We start from the raw sequence: 15,445 nt of genomic DNA, 5'->3' as shown, positions 1-15,445 counted from the left end.
CTACTGTGTCTGTACTGGCCTCATCGCCGGCAAGCCAGCTCCCACAGGTACTGCGCAGGCTTCAGCCTCAGCGCTGTACCTGTGGGAGCTGGCTTGCCGGCGATGAGGCCGTGCAGGCAACCGAGAACCTGAACCTTGCGCACAGCCTTACTGTTCATCTTCCTGCTGCTCACCGCCTGCAACCAAGGCCCCACCCTGGAGCGCCTGGGCGGCCCGACCATGGGCAGCAGCTACAGCATCCAGTATGTCCGCGAACCCGGCGGCCCGGCGCCGGCTCAAGTGCAGGCGGCTGTAGAAACCATCCTTCATGACATCGATCAGCACTATTCGACCTATCGCGGCGACTCCACCGTCAGCCGCTTCAACCAGCTGCCCGCCGACCAGTGCCTGGTGCTGCCGGCCGACATGCTCGCGCTGGTCACTCTGGGCCAGTACCTGGCAGAACAGAGTGAAGGCGCCTTCGACCTCACCGTCGAGCCGCTGCTCGACCTGTGGGGCTTCGGCCCGCAGGCCCGCCACGAGCAGGTGCCCGACCCGCACGCCTTGGCCCAGGCCCGCCAGCGCGTGGGCTACCAGCATCTGCACATCAAAGGCCAGGCCCTGTGCAAGGACGCCCCGGTACAGCTCGATCTCAACAGTATCGCGGCCGGGCATGCCGTCGACCTGATTGCCGCACGCCTGCGCGGCATGGGCATAACCAGCTTTGTCGCCGAGGCCACTGGCGAACTCAAGGCGGTCGGCCGCAAGCCCGATGGCAGTCAGTGGCGTATTGCCCTGGAGCTACCCCGTGAAGACCGCCAGATCGCCCGGCAGATCATCCCGGTCAACGGCCTTTCAGTGTCCACTTCGGGTGACTATCGGCACTATTTCGAGCAGAATGGCCGGCGCTATTCGCACACCTTCGACGCCCGCCTCGGGCGCCCGGTCGAGCATGACCTGGCCGCTGTCACAGTGCTCGACAGCTCGGCGCTGCTGGCCGACGGCTACTCGACACTGCTGCTGATCCTGGGCCCGCAGCGCGGCTGGGATTTCGCCCTGGCGCATGGCTTGGCCGCGGTATTGGTGACTCGGGCGGAGGGTGGCTTCGTCTCCCGAGCTACGCCCGCGTTCGAACGGGCGGTGAAAGGCGAGTGAAAGCGCAAGCAGGGATGATTGCCGCCAGGGAATGGGTGAACCATATGTAGTGCGGGCTAAATTGGCCTACGACGCGACCAAGGGTTAATGTGCGCGGCGTTCACGCTTTATTAGACTGCACACGAATTTTCTCATGACGCCCCGGCGGCATGATCGCGCCCCGCAAGCGACCGTGGCTTGCGGGCCAGTTCTGAAGGAGTACGCATGGCTGTCTACAACTACGACGTAGTGGTGCTGGGTTCCGGCCCGGCCGGAGAAGGTGCGGCAATGAACGCCGCCAAAGCAGGGCGCAAGGTGGCGATGGTCGACAGCCGTCGTCAGGTCGGGGGCAACTGCACCCACCTGGGCACCATCCCGTCCAAGGCACTGCGTCACTCGGTGCGGCAGATCATGCAGTTCAACACCAACCCGATGTTCCGTGCCATCGGTGAGCCGCGCTGGTTCTCTTTCCCGGACGTGCTGAAAAGCGCCGAGCGGGTGATTTCCAAACAGGTGGCCTCGCGCACCGGCTACTACGCCCGCAACCGCGTCGACCTGTTCTTCGGCACCGGCAGCTTCGCCGACGAGCAAACCGTCGAGGTGGTGTGCCCGAACGGTGTGGTCGAAAAACTCAACGCCAAGCACATCATCATTGCCACAGGCTCGCGCCCGTACCGCCCGGCCGACATCGATTTCCATCACCCGCGCGTCTACGACAGCGACACCATCCTCAGCCTCAGCCACACCCCGCGCAAGCTGATCGTGTACGGCGCAGGCGTGATCGGTTGCGAATATGCCTCGATCTTCAGCGGCCTGGGTGTGCTGGTGGAGCTGGTCGACAACCGTGGCCAGCTGTTGAGCTTCCTGGACTCGGAAATCTCCCAGGCACTCAGCTACCACTTCAGCAACAACAACATCACCGTGCGCCACAACGAAGAGTACGAGCGTGTCGAAGGCCTGGACAACGGGGTGATCCTGCACCTGAAGTCGGGCAAGAAGATCAAGGCCGACGCCTTGCTGTGGTGCAACGGCCGTACCGGCAACACCGACAAGCTGGGCCTGGAAAACATCGGTATCAAGGTCAACAGCCGCGGCCAGATCGAGGTCGACGAGGCCTACCGCACCTCGGTGCCGAACATCTACGGCGCCGGCGATGTGATTGGCTGGCCGAGCCTGGCCAGTGCTGCCCACGACCAGGGCCGCTCGGCTGCTGGCAGCATCGTCGACAATGGCAGCTGGCGCTTCGTCAATGACGTGCCGACCGGCATCTACACCATTCCGGAGATCAGCTCGATCGGCAAGAACGAGCAGGAGCTGACCCAGGCCAAGGTGCCGTACGAAGTGGGCAAGGCCTTCTTCAAGAGCATGGCGCGTGCGCAGATTGCCGGCGAGCCGCAGGGCATGCTGAAGATCCTGTTCCACCGCGAGACCCTGGAAGTGCTGGGTGTGCACTGCTTCGGCTACCAGGCTTCGGAAATCGTCCATATCGGCCAGGCCGTGATGAACCAGCCGGGCGAGCAGAACAATCTGAAGTACTTCGTCAACACCACGTTCAACTACCCGACCATGGCCGAAGCCTATCGGGTAGCGGCGTACGATGGCCTGAACCGGCTTTTTTGAGCGGCTCCGACCGGTGGCCTGAGCCGGTCGGAGAGACCGATTTCAACCCTACCCGAGGGTGGTCTTGGCCAAACCGGGAAAGTCTGTAATCAGGCTGTCCACGCCAAAGTCAGCGAGCCGGCGCATCAATGCCGGTTCGTTGACCGTCCACACCGACACGTGCAAACCCTGGCCCTGCGCTTTGAGCAGGCGCTCGGGGGTGCACAGCGTCCAGTTCAATGCCAGCATCTCGCAGCCGTAGTTCTGCGCCACCTTCAATGGGTCGAGCCAGGCGTATTCGGCCACCAGCCCGCGTTTCACGTCGGGTACCAGCTCCAGCGCCGCACCCAGCACTTCGCGTGAGCTGGAGGTGATGGTGACCTTGTCCAGCAGGCCATATTGCTGGGCCAGTTCGCGGATCGCCAGCACGGTGGTGGCGGCACGGGTGCGCGAGGCGCTTTTCACTTCCAGCTGCCAGTGCTCGAACGGGCATTTTTCGAACAGTTCTTCCAGTTTCGGGATCGGGCAGGGCTGTACGTGGCCCGGGCCGCCTTTGCGCGCGTCGATCTTTACCAGGTCGGCGGCCGGGTGCTCGATCACTTTGCCGCGCCGGCCGGTAGTGCGTTTCAGGGTGGGGTCGTGGATGACCATCAGCTCGTTGTCGGCCGACAGGTGCAGGTCCAGTTCGCAGCGGCTGACGCCGTGGGACAGGCACTGGCGGAAGCTGGTCAGGGTGTTCTCGGGCGCTTCGCCCTTGGCGCCGCGATGGCCGTAGATCAGGGTCACGTTCGTTCCTTCAAATCAGGGAAAAATGGGCTCAGGAGGCGGGATCGTTCTGGTCCAGCTGCTGACGCCGTTGTTGTTGCTGACGCTGCAGTATGTAGCGGGCCAGCAGTTGACGCTGGGCGTCGGTCATGTCGATGAATTCGGTGCCCACTTCGAAGCCGCCGTCCGGGCGGGGGTCGCAATGGGTGATCTTGCCGCGCAGCAGCAGGCCATGGGCGCGCGGCATCAGCACCATTTTCACTTTGACCCGGGTGCCGGGAGCAATCTGCGTAGCTTGGGCGCACTCGATGCCACCTTCGGAGATGACCACAGGCAGGGGCTGGCCCACTTCGCCAAGCAAGGTATGGGCAACCACCGCGCTCAGCAGGTCGAGGCGCTTGTTCTGCGCACGCAGGAAGGCGGCGAGGGTGCGGTCCTTGTCGCTCAGCTGGCGCAGCAGGTGTTGCGACTCGAAGTCGGACAGGTGCAGCTCGCTGAGCAGGTTGAACAGCGGGGAATCATCTTGCAACACATCTGGGTCAAGGGCTTCGGCCGCGCTGAGGGGGCTGATTTGAAGTGCGATCCGATCTTCGATGCGGTAGTATTCGCGGCGATCTTCTTCGTCTAATGTCGTCATGGCGAACCCAAGGTAGCGGCGGTGGTCCGAGTGTAAAGCCGCCGTAGGCGCCTCGCCACAAGGACGTTCCCTTTCATCCGAACAAGCCCCGACATGTTCAGACCTCTTTTCGCATTTATCGGCACCCGTTATACCCGTGCCAAACGTCGCAATCACTTCGTCTCGTTCATTTCCCTGACCTCGATGATCGGCCTCGCCCTGGGCGTGGTGGTGATGATCGTGGTGCTGTCAGTGATGAACGGTTTCGACCACGAGATGCGCACCCGTGTGCTTGGCATGATTCCCCATGCCACGCTGGAGAGCGGCCAGCCCATTGCCGACTGGCCTGCCCTTGCCCAACAAGTAAAGCAGAATCCGCAGGTGCTGGCGGTAGCGCCGTTCACCCAGATGCAGGGCCTGCTGACCCATGATGGCAAGGTGCAGAAGGTGCTGCTCAACGGCATCGACCCGGCCCGCGAGCGCGAGGTGTCGATCATCGACAACTTCATCCTGCAGGGCCATCTCGACCAGCTGGCGCCAGGCGAGTGGGGCATCATGATCGGCGACAAGGCAGCGGCCAAGCTGGGTGTCGCCGTGGGTGACAAGCTCACCTTCGTCGCCCCGGAGGTCAGCGTGACCCCGGCCGGCATGTTCCCGCGCATGAAACGCTTCACCGTGGTCGGCACATTCCACGTGGGCGCGGGCGAGATCGACGGCTATCTGGGCCTGACCAATATCAGCGACCTGTCCCGCCTGCACCGCTGGAAACCCGACCAGGTGCAGGGCCTGCGCCTGAAGTTCGACGATCTGTTCCAGGCGCCGCGGGTGGCCTGGAGCATCGCACAGCAGCTGGGCGAGCAGGAGTACTACAGTCGCGACTGGACCCGTACCCACGGCAACCTGTACCAGGCGATCCGCATGGAAAAGGCCATGATCGGCCTGCTGTTGCTGCTGATCGTGGCAGTGGCGGCGTTCAACATCATTTCCACCCTGGTGATGGTGGTGAACGACAAGCGCGGTGATATTGCCATCCTGCGTACGCTGGGCGCCACGCCTGGGCAGATCATGCTCATCTTCATGGTCCAGGGCACGGTGATCGGCGTGATCGGCACCTTGATCGGCGCCGTGGTCGGCATTCTGGCTGCGCTGAACGTCAGTGCCGCAATCGCCGGCATCGAGAAACTGATCGGGCACAAGTTCCTCAACGCCGACGTCTATTTCATCGATTACCTGCCGTCGCAGATCCAGGCCCAGGATGTGTACATGGTCTGCGCTGCGGCGTTGGTCCTGAGTTTCTTCGCCACCCTGTACCCGGCCTGGCGTGCGGCGCGCACCCAGCCTGCAGAGGCGCTACGTTATGAGTGAGTCGCGCATGAGTGATAAAGCCGTCCTGAGCTGCCGCAACCTGGGCAAGTCCTACGACGAGGGCCCGGAGTCGGTAAAGGTATTGTCCGGGCTCAACCTCGAGCTGCACGCCGGTGAGCGCATTGCCATCGTCGGCAGCTCCGGCTCGGGCAAGAGTACCCTGCTCAACCTGCTGGGCGGCCTCGACCGGCCGAGCCAGGGCAGTGTGTGGCTGGCTGGCGAAGAGCTGTCGGCGCTGGGCGAGCGCGCCCGTGGCCTGCTGCGCAACCGCGAGCTGGGCTTTGTCTACCAGTTCCACCACCTGTTGCCGGAATTCACCGCCATCGAGAACGTGTGCATGCCGCTGCTGATCGGCCGCACACCCATCCCCGAGGCCCGTGAACGTGCCGAGGCGCTGCTCAAGCGTGTGGGCCTGGGCCACCGCCTCAACCACAAACCGGCCGAGTTGTCCGGCGGTGAGCGCCAGCGTGTGGCGATTGCCCGGGCGCTGGTCAACCGGCCCGGCCTGGTAATGCTCGACGAGCCGACCGGCAACCTCGACCACCATACCGCCCAAGGCATCCAGGAGCTGATGCAGGAGCTGTCCAGTGCCTCGCGCACGGCGTTCCTGGTGGTCACCCACGACCTTGTCCTGGCGCGCAAGATGGACCGTGTGCTGAAGCTCGACGACGGCCACCTGGTCGCCATCTGATCGACTGCACGGGGCAGCAGTTGCCGCCCCGTTTTCCTGTTTTCATTGGGTGTTTCGTACATGTTCAGACCCTTGCCCATCTTCATCGGCGCGCGCTACACCCGAGCCAAGCGCCGCAACCACTTCATCTCGTTCATCTCGATGACCTCGATGATCGGCCTGTCGCTGGGCGTGCTGGCGATGATCGTGGTGCTGTCGGTAATGAACGGCTTCCAGCGTGAAATGAGCTCGCGCATTCTCGGCCTGGTGCCGCATGCCGCCATCCTTGGCGCGCAGCCGCTGGACGACTGGCGCAAAGTGGCCGAGCAGGCCATGCGCAACCCGGCGGTGATGGCGGCAGCGCCGATTACCGAAATGGAAGGCATGCTGTCTTACAAAGGTGCGATGCAGCCGATTCAGGTGAGCGGTATCGACCCGGACGAGGAGGGCAAGGTCTCGATCGTCGGCCAGCACATTGTCCAGGGTCGCCTGCAGGCCCTGCAGCCGGGTGAGTTCGGCGTGGTCATCGGCGAGCTGACGGCACGGCGCTTCCGCCTCAACACCGGCGACAAGCTGACCCTTATCGTGCCCGAAATCAGCAAGGAGCCGGGCGGCATTACCCCGCGCATGCAGCGCCTGACCGTGGTCGGCATTTTCAAGGTGGGGGCCGAGCTGGATGGCTCGCAAGCCTACATCCACATGGCCGATGCCGGTGAGATGCAGCGCTGGGCGCCGGGCCAGGTGCAGGGCGTGCGCCTGAAGCTGCACGACCTTTACGCCGCGCCGCAGGTGTCCAAAGCGATTGTCGCCGGGTTGGGTGACGCCTACCGCGCTGACGACTGGTCGCACACCCAGGGCAGCCTGTTCAGCGCGATGAAAATGGAAAAGACCATGATCGGCCTGCTGCTGATGATGATCATCGCGGTGGCGGCGTTCAACATCATCGCCACCCTGGTGATGGTGGTGAACGACAAGGGGCCGGACATTGCCATTCTGCGTACCCTGGGCGCCACACCGGCGCAGATCATGGGCACGTTCATGGTCCAGGGCAGCCTGATCGGTGTTGTCGGCACGCTGATTGGCGGGGTGCTGGGGGTGATTGCGGCGTTCAACGTCAGCCAGATCGTCGGTTGGCTGGAGCGGGTGAGCGGGCAGCACATCTTCACTTCGGATGTGTACTTCATCAGCAGCCTGCCGTCGCAGTTGCAGTGGGGCGATGTGGCAATTATCTGCAGTGCTGGCCTGGTGATGAGTTTCCTGGCGACCATTTACCCGGCCTACCGGGCGTCGCAGGTGCAGCCGGCGATTGGCCTGGCGGTCTGATGTTTACCTGAGATTTTGGGGGCGCTTTGCGCCCCTTTCGCGACACAAGGCCGCTCCTACAGGAATCGCGCAAGTCTGCAAATACGCGGCCCCTTGTAGGAGCGGCCTTGTGTCGCGATGGGCTGCGAAGCAGCCCCGATTCACCGATCCTGGCTGAACCCGATCACAAACCGCGTCCAGCCACCCTCACACTCCGCCCGAATGCTCCCGCCATGCGCCTGCACGATCGACCGGGTGATCGCCAGCCCCAGCCCCGCATGCTCGCTGCTACCTTCCCGTCGCGCAGGGTCGACCCGGTAGAAGCGGTCGAACAATCGCGGTAACGCCGCCGCTTCAATGGACCCCCCGGTATTGGCCACGCTGATCTTCGGCCCCGCCTCCAGCGTCACCCGTATCTGCCCACCGGCCGGTGTGAACCGCAAGGCATTGTCGAGCAGATTGGACAGCGCACGGCGCAGCATATGCCGGTCGCCCTGCAGCAGGGCCTCACCCTCGCGGAGCATCTGCACATCGCTGTCCTCGGCCAGCGGCGCGTAATATTCAAGCAGTGCATCCACCTCTTCATGCAATGCCAGTGGCGCTTGACCAGGCACCAGCAGGCCATGGTCGGCCTTGGCCAGGAACAGCATGTCGTTGATCATCTGTGCCATCCACTGCAGCTCTTCGAGGTTGCCATGCAGTGCCTCGCGGTATTCCTCGAGGCTGCGCGGGCGGGTGAGGGTGACCTGGGTGTGGGTCAGCAGGTTGGACAGCGGCGTGCGCAGTTCGTGGGCGATGTCGGCCGAGAATGCCGAAAGCCGCTGGAAGGCGTCGTCCAGACGCTGCAGCATGGCATTCATGCTGGTCGCCAGCTCGGCAAGCTCTTCGGGCATCTGCGCCACCGGCAGGCGGGTAGTGAGCGAGCGGGCCGACACGCTGGCAGCCACCTGGCCCATCTGTCGCAAAGGGCGCAGCCCGCTGCGCACGGCCCAGGCCCCGAGCAGCGCCGTGGCCAGCGCCGACAGGCCGACGGTCAGCCAGATCAGGCGCTGCATGCCTTGCAGGAAGTGCTGATGGTGGGTGATATCGAGGTACAGGGTCAGCTGCGGTGACTGCGGGCTATCCTGTGCCAGGCGTACGGCCAGGCTGCGGTAGTCGGTACCAGGGGTGTGCAAGGTGGCAAGCCCGGCGGCTGGCGCCGGCGGCAGACCGCTGCGGCTTTCGAACCAGGTGGCGCCGTCGCTGCCACTGATGCGCAGCGCCAGGTCGGCCTGGTGGCTGAGCTCATTGCGCAGGGCAGGCAAGCGGGCCTGCAGCTCGGTGACGGCGGCAAGGCCGGCCAATTGAGTGCGAAACAGCGACAGACGCGAGTCCAGCAGTTGCTGGTCCAGTTCGACGAAGTGCTGCTCGCTGGCCCGGTTGAACAACAGACCGGCGCCCAGCGAGACGGCGGCGGTGCAGGCGGCGAACAGCAGCGCCAGGCGGCTGCCGAGGGACACCCGGCGTATCATTCGGTGCGCTCTTCGAGCACGTAGCCCATGCCGCGCACGGTGTGGATCAGCTTGTCGGGGTGTGGGTCGTCGATCTTCAGGCGCAGGCGGCGGATGGCAACCTCGATCACATTGGTGTCGCTGTCGAAGTTCATGTCCCACACCTGCGAAGCGATCAACGATTTCGGCAGCACCTCGCCCTGGCGGCGGAGCAGCAATTCGAGCAGGGCGAATTCCTTGGCGGTCAGGTCGATGCGCTGCCCGGCACGCTCTGCGCGGCGCCGGATCAGGTCCAGGCGCAGGTCGGCCAGGCCCAGGAGGGTGTCCTGGCTGGGGCTGGCGCCGCGGCGCAGCAGGCTGCGTACCCGCGCCAGCAATTCGGAGAAGGCGAACGGTTTGACCAGGTAATCGTCGGCGCCCAGCTCCAGGCCATGCACCCGATCCTGGACGGCGTCGCGGGCAGTTAGGAACAACACGGGTGTGTCCAGGCCGGCCTGGCGCACGGCCTGGAGGATCTGCCAGCCGTCACGGCCGGGCAGCATCACGTCGAGAATCAGCAGGTCGTGGTCGCCGCTCAGGGCCAGGAACTGACCGGTTTCGCCATCGGCGGCCAGTTCGGTGGCAAAGCCAGCTTCGCTCAGGCCCTGGCTCAGGTACTGCCCGGTGCGGGCCTGGTCTTCGACGATCAGCAGTTTCATGCGCTGTCCACTATCCGAGGGTTTGCTCCCACAGGGGGCGATTTGATGCTTGAAATGATACGTGACTATCCCGCGCCTCGCCCAAGCTGACAAAGTTGTAATCTGCCTGTCAGGTAGCTGCCAGTCGCCCGTGACTAAGGTGGCCTCATCCCGTTGTCTATTCCCGGAGTCATCATGAAACGCCTGTTCATCGCCGCCACCCTGGCCCTGGCCAGCCTGCCGACTGTTGCCAGCGAGGCGCAAACCTTCGCCTTTGGCGAGCCGGCCCCGGCGGCCAAGGCCACCCGCACTGTCGAAGTGCTGCTCAAGGACATTGCCTTCGAGCCCGGCAACTTGCAGGTAAAAGCCGGTGAAACGGTGCGTTTCGTGCTGATCAACGAGGGCAAGCTGCCCCACGAATTCAACCTGGGCGACAAGGCCATGCACGCCGAGCACCAGAAGGAAATGATTGCCATGCAAGGCAAGCTGTTCACTGCCGGCATGAACAACGACGGCATGGATCACGGCCAGATGAACCACGGCGGTGGCCATGCCCACGCGGGCGGCAACACCGTGCTGGTGATGCCTGGCCAGCGCGCCGAGCTGACCTGGACCTTCCGCAAGTCAGCGCCCATCGAGTTTGCCTGCAACGTGCCGGGGCATTACCAGGCCGGCATGGTCGGGGCCATGACCATCGAGTGACTTGCCCTGCAAGGCAGCGGGCAAAACCGGTAGACTAAGGGCAATTTCGAACCTTCAGGTCAGTTTCCATGCATCCCGCTGCCGAACACTCCCCGCTGGGCAAATCCAGCGAATACATTGCCACCTACTCCCCGGAGCAGCTGTTCCCTATACCGCGTGCTGCCAAGTGGGCCGAACTGGGCGTCAGTGCCCAGACCTTGCCCTGGCAGGGTGTGGATTACTGGAACTGCTTCGAACTGAGCTGGCTGCTGCCGTCGGGCAAGCCGGTGGTAGCGATCGGCGAGTTCGCCATCCCGGCCGACTCGCCGAACATCATCGAGTCCAAGTCGTTCAAGCTGTACCTCAATTCGCTGAACCAGACGGTGTTCGCCTCGCTGGGCGAGTTGCAGGCCTGCCTGGAGAAAGACCTGTCTGCCGCCGCTGGCAAGCCGGTGGGTGTGAAGGTGCGCACGTTGGCCGAGGTCGAGGCCCAGGGGGTCGAGGCATTGCCGGGGCTGAGCATCGATGAACTGGACGTTGCCATCAGCAACTACGAACAGCCGCAGCCTGAGTTGCTGCGCTGCGACCCGGAGCGGGTGGTGGAAGAGGTGTTACACAGCCATCTGTTGAAATCCAACTGCCCGGTTACCGGCCAGCCGGACTGGGGGAGCGTGGTGGTCGAGTACAAGGGCAGGGCGCTGGACCACGCCAGCCTGCTGACCTACCTGATCAGCTTCCGTCAGCATGCCGATTTCCATGAGCAGTGCGTGGAGCGGATCTACCTGGACTTGAAGAACCTGCTGCAGCCGGAGCACCTGACCGTGTACGCGCGTTATGTGCGCCGTGGCGGGCTGGATATCAACCCGTATCGCAGCACAGGTGCGATCAGCCCGCAAAACAAACGCCTGGTTCGCCAGTAACGTTCAGTAGACCCTGTGGGAGCGGGTTCACCCGCGAATTCGTCGGTGGCACCACCGCGGCATTCGCGGGTGAACCCGCTCCCACAGAGTAAGTTGGGCTGCTTTAAATGCCCATGCTGTGCAGCGAGTTGGCAATGCTGCGCAGGGTGGCGGTGAGGTCGGGGTGATCGGCTTCGAAGCGTTCCACCGCCAGGTTCACCCCGTCTACCAGGTTGTTGTCCGGGGTGGCTTTTTCAAGTTTCAGTTGCGCTTCGATCTGGCGCGCTTCTTCGTGCAGCGCGGCCAGCTCTTCTTCCGAAAGCGGTACGTTGCGGTCCAGTTGCTCGCGCAAGCTGTTCAGGCGCTCTTGCAATTCGCGGGCAGGCATTGGCTGTTCTCCATCAATGGCTTGGCTAGCCATGGACCTCAGCGAAGCGGCAAAGGTTCTGGCTTGTCTTCAGCGTAATCCACCTGCCGCTGCTTTGCATGATCCGCGTCAACAGTGCTGTATCAGGGTTTTTCACCTTTGCGCCGGCGCAGGGCGATGTCCTGCAGGCAGGTGTCCAGGGCTTCCAGGTGGTCGATCACCGAGTGCACGCCCAGGCCGAACAGCTGTAGCGTCGCCTTGCCGCGGGCCAGGTCTTGTTCCTGTGTGGTCATGGTTCGCCATTGCTGCGAGCTGCGGTCACAGAATGGGCTGCAGGCGGCCAGGCCCACTGTCCACAACCCTGCGTTAAGGCCCGACTGCAGCAGCTGCGGGTCGCCGCTGACCAGTACGCAGCCGTCGAGGCGTTCGCTGTCCAGGCTCATAAGGGCCTGCCAGCAGGCGTTCGGCGCGGGCCAGCGCACGCCGTTGACCGAGTGCCCAGGCAGCCAGTCGGGCAGTACGTGGGCCAGCCGCTTGCTCTGGCTGGTAGTGAGGTCATCCAGCCAGATGCACGGTACCTGGCGCTGACGCAGGCCGGCGAGGGCGGCCAGGGCGCCGGGGGCAGGCGAGGGGTTGCCATTGGCGGCCTGCACCAGGCAGCCGCGCAAGCCGAACAGCACAGCGGTGAAGGCGGGTGCAGCGTCCATGGCAACGTCCCCCAAATAGTCCGCAGGCTATTCGGTGATTGTTACCGCTCTGTGACAGCGGGCCGGGTGCAACAGTTGTTCACAAAATATTGAGCAAAGTTGTGTAAAGCTGTTTATCAGCCCGCAAGCCTCTATACTGCGGCCTTACCAGCAGCGCGACCCGTTGCGCTTGCGGCCTAGAAATTCGATGGAGAAACACCTATGCGTAGGATCGGTGCCAGTGTGATCGAACGAGTCACCCAGGCCTGTGTCTGCGCCAGCATGCTGCTGGCGCCCGTGGCAGCCACCCAGGCAGCCACCGAGGAAGATCCCTGGGAAGCGGTCAACCGCCCGATCTTCCGCTTCAACGACACCGTCGACACGTATGCCCTCAAGCCATTGGCCAAGGGCTACCAGGCGGTTACCCCGCAGTTCCTCGAAGATGGCATCCACAACATCTTCCGCAACCTCGGTGACGTCACCAACCTGGCCAACAACGTGCTGCAGCTCAAACCCCATGCGGCGGGCGTTGACACTGCGCGGCTGATCGTCAACACCACGTTCGGCCTGGGCGGCTTCTTCGATGTGGGCACCAAGATGGGCCTGCAGCGTAGTGACGAAGACTTTGGACAGACCTTGGGCTACTGGGGTGTGCCAAGCGGCCCGTACGTGGTCATCCCGCTGCTGGGCCCAAGTACGGTGCGTGACGGCGTGGCGAAGTACCCGGACAGCTACACCAGACCTTACCGCTACATCGACCATGTGCCGACCCGCAACTCGATCTTTGCACTGGACGTGATCGACACCCGCGCCAGCCTGTTGTCGGCCGAGAAGCTGATTCAGGGTGACAAGTACATCTTCATTCGCAATGCCTACCTGCAGAACCGCGAGTTCAAGGTCAAGGATGGCGAGGTCGAAGACGACTTCTGATCATGCGCCTGGGGGCTGCGGCCCCAGGCTTAATGCATCGCCAGGATGCGCAAGCCGAATTTCTGCTGCCCGCCCGGCTGGTCGGCAATCCACACCACCTCGGTGCTGGCATGCAGCCCCTTGAGTGCCGGGTGGTCGGAATCGATCCGCACCTCTACCTGATCCCCTATCTGAAAACGCAGCGGCGCCTGCACCTGCATGCCACCGCTGGACAGGTCCAGGCACACCGCTGCGATCACCTGGCCTTCGTGCAACAGGCTGACCTCGGTGTCGATGCGCATGCGGATGAAATCGCGTTTCTCGCTATGGCGGGAGGGCGTGTTGGGCATGCTGCATCCTTCTCATCGGGTTGCGCTGGTCGACTTTCTTATAACTCCCGGTGATTTGCCCTGTAAAGAGCGGCGAGGTCGACCCTTGCATGCTTGAAACGCCTGGCGGATGGGAGTACCGTCTGCGCCTTACAAGGTCGCTCTCACAGTTGCCGGGCAGGTGTTCTTGTCCTACAACTCAAGTAGAGTGTGACCCTAGAGAATTCCCGTAGCTGGCCGTCTGCCTTGCCGACACCGCTGCACCAACCCAAATCGGCGCCGTTCGCCCACATGCAGAAAACCAGTGCAACGCTGCTGATCATCGATGACGACGACGTGGTCCGTGCGAGCCTCGCCGCGTATCTTGAAGACAGTGGCTTCAGCGTCCTCCAGGCCGGTAACGGCCAGCAGGGCCTTCAGGTCTTCGACGAACACCAGCCTGACCTCGTGATCTGCGATCTGCGCATGCCGCAGATGGGCGGCCTCGAACTGATCCGCCAGGTCAGCGAGCGTGCGCCGCAGTTGCCGGTGATCGTGGTGTCTGGTGCCGGCGTCATGAGTGATGCGGTGGAAGCGTTGCGCCTGGGCGCCGCCGATTACCTGATCAAGCCGCTGGAAGACCTGGCCGTGCTCGAGCATTCGGTACGCCGCGCCCTCGACCGTTCGCGCCTGGTGCTGGAAAACCAGCGCTACCGCGACAAGCTCGAAACTGCCAACCGTGAACTGGAAGCCAGCCTGCACCTGTTGCAGGAGGACCAGACCGCCGGTCGCCAGGTGCAGATCAACATGCTGCCCGAAAGCCCCTGGATGGCAGGTGATTTCGCCTTCGAGCACCAGATCATCCCGTCGTTGTATCTATCCGGTGATTTTGTCGATTACTTCCGCGTGGACGAGCGGCGCATTGCTTTCTATCTCGCCGATGTTTCCGGGCATGGCGCGTCGTCGGCCTTTGTCACCGTGCTGTTGAAATTCATGACCACGCGCCTCATGTTTGATCTCAAGCGCAGCAAGATGCGCGAGTTCAAGCCGTCGGAAGTGCTCAGCCACATCAACCGCGGCCTGATCAACAGCAAGCTGGGCAAGCACGTCACCATGGTCGGCGGGGTGATCGACGAAGAGTCTGGTCTATTGACCTACGCCGTTGGCGGCCACCTGCCGTTGCCGGTGCTGCACACCCCCGAGCACACCCGCTACCTTGAAGGCCGCGGCCTGCCGGTAGGGTTGTTCGATGAGGCCACCTACCAGGACCTGGTGGTGGAGCTGCCGCCGCAGTTCAGCCTCAGCCTGATGTCCGATGGCATTCTGGACCTTTTGCCGGGTGCCACGCTCAAAGATAAAGAAGCCGCCTTGCCGGAAATCGTCAGGGCAGCAGGTGGCAGCCTGGATGGGCTGCGTCAACGATTCGGATTGGCTACGCTTGGGGAGATGCCGGATGATATCGCCCTATTGGTGTTGAGCAGGAACCTTCAATGAGTACCGGTAGAATCCAGTTCGCCGAACAGAGTGGTACCTTCGTACTGAAGTTTGTCGGTGAAGTGCGCCTGACCCTGTGTTCGGCGCTGGATGCGACGATCGAGAAGATATTCACTGCGCTGAATTTCTCGGCGATTGTCATCGACCTGACCGAAACCGAGAGTATCGATAGCACTACTTTGGGCCTGCTGGCCAAGCTGTCGATCCTGTCGCGGCAGAAGGTAGGGCTGCTGCCTACGGTTGTCACCACCAACCCGGACATTTCCCGGTTGCTGCAGTCGATGGGCTTCGACCAGGTGTTCAATATCGTTGATCGCCCGATACCGTGCCCGGAATGCCTGACCGATCTGCCGTCTCAGGACCAGAACGAAGATGTCGTGCGGTCCAAGGTGCTCGAAGCGCACAAGATTCTCATGGGCCTGAACGATTCCAACCGTGAAGCCTTCCATGACCTGGTCAATGCGCTGGAACGGAGCTGATCGCTAGCCTGTGCCTGCATTGTTG

General features: G+C 63.1%; 17 protein-coding genes. 10 read left to right on the top strand and 7 right to left on the bottom strand.

Annotated elements, in window-relative coordinates:
- The first annotated feature begins 135 nt into the window (after positions 1 to 135).
- Positions 136 to 1,134, top strand: a complete 999-nt coding sequence (locus AC5O5R_RS18980) for an FAD:protein FMN transferase (RefSeq protein WP_172218530.1) — start codon at positions 136 to 138, stop codon at positions 1,132 to 1,134.
- Between the two features lie 204 nt (positions 1,135 to 1,338).
- Positions 1,339 to 2,733, top strand: a complete 1,395-nt coding sequence (gene sthA / locus AC5O5R_RS18975; RefSeq protein ID WP_172218528.1) for a Si-specific NAD(P)(+) transhydrogenase — start codon at positions 1,339 to 1,341, stop codon at positions 2,731 to 2,733.
- Positions 2,734 to 2,781: 48 nt separating this feature from the next.
- Here sthA and AC5O5R_RS18970 read toward each other — a convergent pair whose 3' ends face one another.
- Both AC5O5R_RS18970 and AC5O5R_RS18965 read right to left on the bottom strand, forming a co-directional pair.
- Positions 2,782 to 3,498: a glycerophosphodiester phosphodiesterase gene (locus tag AC5O5R_RS18970; RefSeq protein WP_172218526.1), complete on the bottom strand. Its 717-nt coding sequence runs from the start codon at positions 3,496 to 3,498 to the stop codon at positions 2,782 to 2,784.
- 31 nt (positions 3,499 to 3,529) lie between these two features.
- Entirely contained in the window at positions 3,530 to 4,114 is a 585-nt protein-coding gene (locus AC5O5R_RS18965; RefSeq protein WP_172218524.1) for a PilZ domain-containing protein, read from the bottom strand.
- Between the two features lie 93 nt (positions 4,115 to 4,207).
- Between AC5O5R_RS18965 and AC5O5R_RS18960 the strand changes: the two genes are divergently transcribed.
- Genes AC5O5R_RS18960 through AC5O5R_RS18950 form a run of 3 tightly spaced genes read left to right on the top strand, consistent with a single transcriptional unit; the run spans position 4,208 to position 7,451 of the window.
- Positions 4,208 to 5,458, top strand: coding sequence for a lipoprotein-releasing ABC transporter permease subunit (locus AC5O5R_RS18960; RefSeq protein ID WP_172218522.1), 1,251 nt, complete (start codon positions 4,208 to 4,210; stop codon positions 5,456 to 5,458).
- A 7-nt stretch (positions 5,459 to 5,465) separates the two neighbouring features.
- The gene (lolD, locus tag AC5O5R_RS18955) at positions 5,466 to 6,149 is read left to right on the top strand and encodes a lipoprotein-releasing ABC transporter ATP-binding protein LolD (RefSeq protein ID WP_172218520.1); all 684 of its coding nucleotides are present in this window, start codon (positions 5,466 to 5,468) and stop codon (positions 6,147 to 6,149) included.
- Between the two features lie 60 nt (positions 6,150 to 6,209).
- On the top strand, positions 6,210 to 7,451 hold the full coding sequence (locus tag AC5O5R_RS18950) for a lipoprotein-releasing ABC transporter permease subunit (protein WP_172218518.1): 1,242 nt from the start codon (positions 6,210 to 6,212) through the stop codon (positions 7,449 to 7,451).
- A 140-nt stretch (positions 7,452 to 7,591) separates the two neighbouring features.
- On the opposite strand, the gene AC5O5R_RS18945 is transcribed toward AC5O5R_RS18950, so the two are convergent.
- Both AC5O5R_RS18945 and cinR read right to left on the bottom strand, forming a co-directional pair.
- The gene (locus AC5O5R_RS18945; RefSeq protein WP_172218516.1) at positions 7,592 to 8,941 is read right to left on the bottom strand and encodes a heavy metal sensor histidine kinase; all 1,350 of its coding nucleotides are present in this window, start codon (positions 8,939 to 8,941) and stop codon (positions 7,592 to 7,594) included.
- Positions 8,938 to 9,618: a two-component system response regulator CinR gene (gene cinR / locus AC5O5R_RS18940; RefSeq protein ID WP_172218514.1), complete on the bottom strand. Its 681-nt coding sequence runs from the start codon at positions 9,616 to 9,618 to the stop codon at positions 8,938 to 8,940. Before cinR ends, AC5O5R_RS18945 begins: the two co-directional genes overlap by 4 nt.
- A 174-nt stretch (positions 9,619 to 9,792) precedes the next feature.
- On the opposite strand from cinR, the gene AC5O5R_RS18935 reads away from it, so the two are divergent.
- Complete coding sequence (locus tag AC5O5R_RS18935) at positions 9,793 to 10,299, top strand: cupredoxin domain-containing protein (RefSeq protein ID WP_172218512.1); 507 nt, start codon at positions 9,793 to 9,795, stop codon at positions 10,297 to 10,299.
- A 68-nt stretch (positions 10,300 to 10,367) separates the two neighbouring features.
- On the top strand, positions 10,368 to 11,198 hold the full coding sequence (gene queF / locus AC5O5R_RS18930) for an NADPH-dependent 7-cyano-7-deazaguanine reductase QueF (protein WP_172218510.1): 831 nt from the start codon (positions 10,368 to 10,370) through the stop codon (positions 11,196 to 11,198).
- Between the two features lie 103 nt (positions 11,199 to 11,301).
- Here queF and AC5O5R_RS18925 read toward each other — a convergent pair whose 3' ends face one another.
- Both AC5O5R_RS18925 and pcrP read right to left on the bottom strand, forming a co-directional pair.
- Positions 11,302 to 11,565 (bottom strand): DUF4404 family protein, encoded by a 264-nt coding sequence (locus tag AC5O5R_RS18925; protein WP_172218508.1) that lies wholly within the window; start codon positions 11,563 to 11,565, stop codon positions 11,302 to 11,304.
- 122 nt (positions 11,566 to 11,687) lie between these two features.
- Positions 11,688 to 12,251 (bottom strand): HAD superfamily inactivated hydrolase PcrP, encoded by a 564-nt coding sequence (gene pcrP / locus AC5O5R_RS18920; protein ID WP_172218506.1) that lies wholly within the window; start codon positions 12,249 to 12,251, stop codon positions 11,688 to 11,690.
- Positions 12,252 to 12,452: 201 nt separating this feature from the next.
- On the opposite strand from pcrP, the gene AC5O5R_RS18915 reads away from it, so the two are divergent.
- Positions 12,453 to 13,160 (top strand): MlaA family lipoprotein, encoded by a 708-nt coding sequence (locus AC5O5R_RS18915; protein WP_172218504.1) that lies wholly within the window; start codon positions 12,453 to 12,455, stop codon positions 13,158 to 13,160.
- A gap of 29 nt (positions 13,161 to 13,189) precedes the next feature.
- On the opposite strand, the gene AC5O5R_RS18910 is transcribed toward AC5O5R_RS18915, so the two are convergent.
- Positions 13,190 to 13,489 (bottom strand): PilZ domain-containing protein, encoded by a 300-nt coding sequence (locus AC5O5R_RS18910; protein ID WP_172218503.1) that lies wholly within the window; start codon positions 13,487 to 13,489, stop codon positions 13,190 to 13,192.
- Between the two features lie 270 nt (positions 13,490 to 13,759).
- Here AC5O5R_RS18910 and rssB point away from each other — a divergent pair, with 270 nt between their 5' ends.
- Both rssB and rssC read left to right on the top strand, forming a co-directional pair.
- Positions 13,760 to 14,941, top strand: a complete 1,182-nt coding sequence (gene rssB / locus AC5O5R_RS18905) for a two-component system response regulator RssB (protein WP_172218540.1) — start codon at positions 13,760 to 13,762, stop codon at positions 14,939 to 14,941.
- Positions 14,938 to 15,420, top strand: coding sequence for an anti-sigma factor antagonist RssC (rssC, locus tag AC5O5R_RS18900; RefSeq protein WP_009686305.1), 483 nt, complete (start codon positions 14,938 to 14,940; stop codon positions 15,418 to 15,420). Before rssB ends, rssC begins: the two co-directional genes overlap by 4 nt.
- The last annotated feature ends 25 nt before the right edge of the window (positions 15,421 to 15,445 follow it).

Source organism: Pseudomonas sp. 8_5_2 (assembly GCF_059295255.1).
This window is presented reverse-complemented; position numbering and strand designations above follow the sequence as displayed.

Excerpts from the sequence above, each read along its gene's own strand:
- rssC (WP_009686305.1), top strand. The coding sequence starts at position 14,938 with ATGAGTACCGGTAGAATCCAGTTCGCCGAACAGAGTGGTACCTTCGTA.
- AC5O5R_RS18965 (WP_172218524.1), bottom strand. The coding sequence starts at position 4,114 with ATGACGACATTAGACGAAGAAGATCGCCGCGAATACTACCGCATCGAA.
- queF (WP_172218510.1), top strand. The coding sequence starts at position 10,368 with ATGCATCCCGCTGCCGAACACTCCCCGCTGGGCAAATCCAGCGAATAC.
- AC5O5R_RS18960 (WP_172218522.1), top strand. The coding sequence starts at position 4,208 with ATGTTCAGACCTCTTTTCGCATTTATCGGCACCCGTTATACCCGTGCC.
- AC5O5R_RS18925 (WP_172218508.1), bottom strand. The coding sequence starts at position 11,565 with ATGCCTGCCCGCGAATTGCAAGAGCGCCTGAACAGCTTGCGCGAGCAA.
- AC5O5R_RS18945 (WP_172218516.1), bottom strand. The coding sequence starts at position 8,941 with ATGATACGCCGGGTGTCCCTCGGCAGCCGCCTGGCGCTGCTGTTCGCC.
- cinR (WP_172218514.1), bottom strand. The coding sequence starts at position 9,618 with ATGAAACTGCTGATCGTCGAAGACCAGGCCCGCACCGGGCAGTACCTG.
- rssB (WP_172218540.1), top strand. The coding sequence starts at position 13,760 with ATGCAGAAAACCAGTGCAACGCTGCTGATCATCGATGACGACGACGTG.
- AC5O5R_RS18915 (WP_172218504.1), top strand. The coding sequence starts at position 12,453 with ATGCGTAGGATCGGTGCCAGTGTGATCGAACGAGTCACCCAGGCCTGT.
- sthA (WP_172218528.1), top strand. The coding sequence starts at position 1,339 with ATGGCTGTCTACAACTACGACGTAGTGGTGCTGGGTTCCGGCCCGGCC.
- lolD (WP_172218520.1), top strand. The coding sequence starts at position 5,466 with ATGAGTGATAAAGCCGTCCTGAGCTGCCGCAACCTGGGCAAGTCCTAC.
- AC5O5R_RS18950 (WP_172218518.1), top strand. The coding sequence starts at position 6,210 with ATGTTCAGACCCTTGCCCATCTTCATCGGCGCGCGCTACACCCGAGCC.
- AC5O5R_RS18910 (WP_172218503.1), bottom strand. The coding sequence starts at position 13,489 with ATGCCCAACACGCCCTCCCGCCATAGCGAGAAACGCGATTTCATCCGC.
- pcrP (WP_172218506.1), bottom strand. The coding sequence starts at position 12,251 with ATGGACGCTGCACCCGCCTTCACCGCTGTGCTGTTCGGCTTGCGCGGC.
- AC5O5R_RS18935 (WP_172218512.1), top strand. The coding sequence starts at position 9,793 with ATGAAACGCCTGTTCATCGCCGCCACCCTGGCCCTGGCCAGCCTGCCG.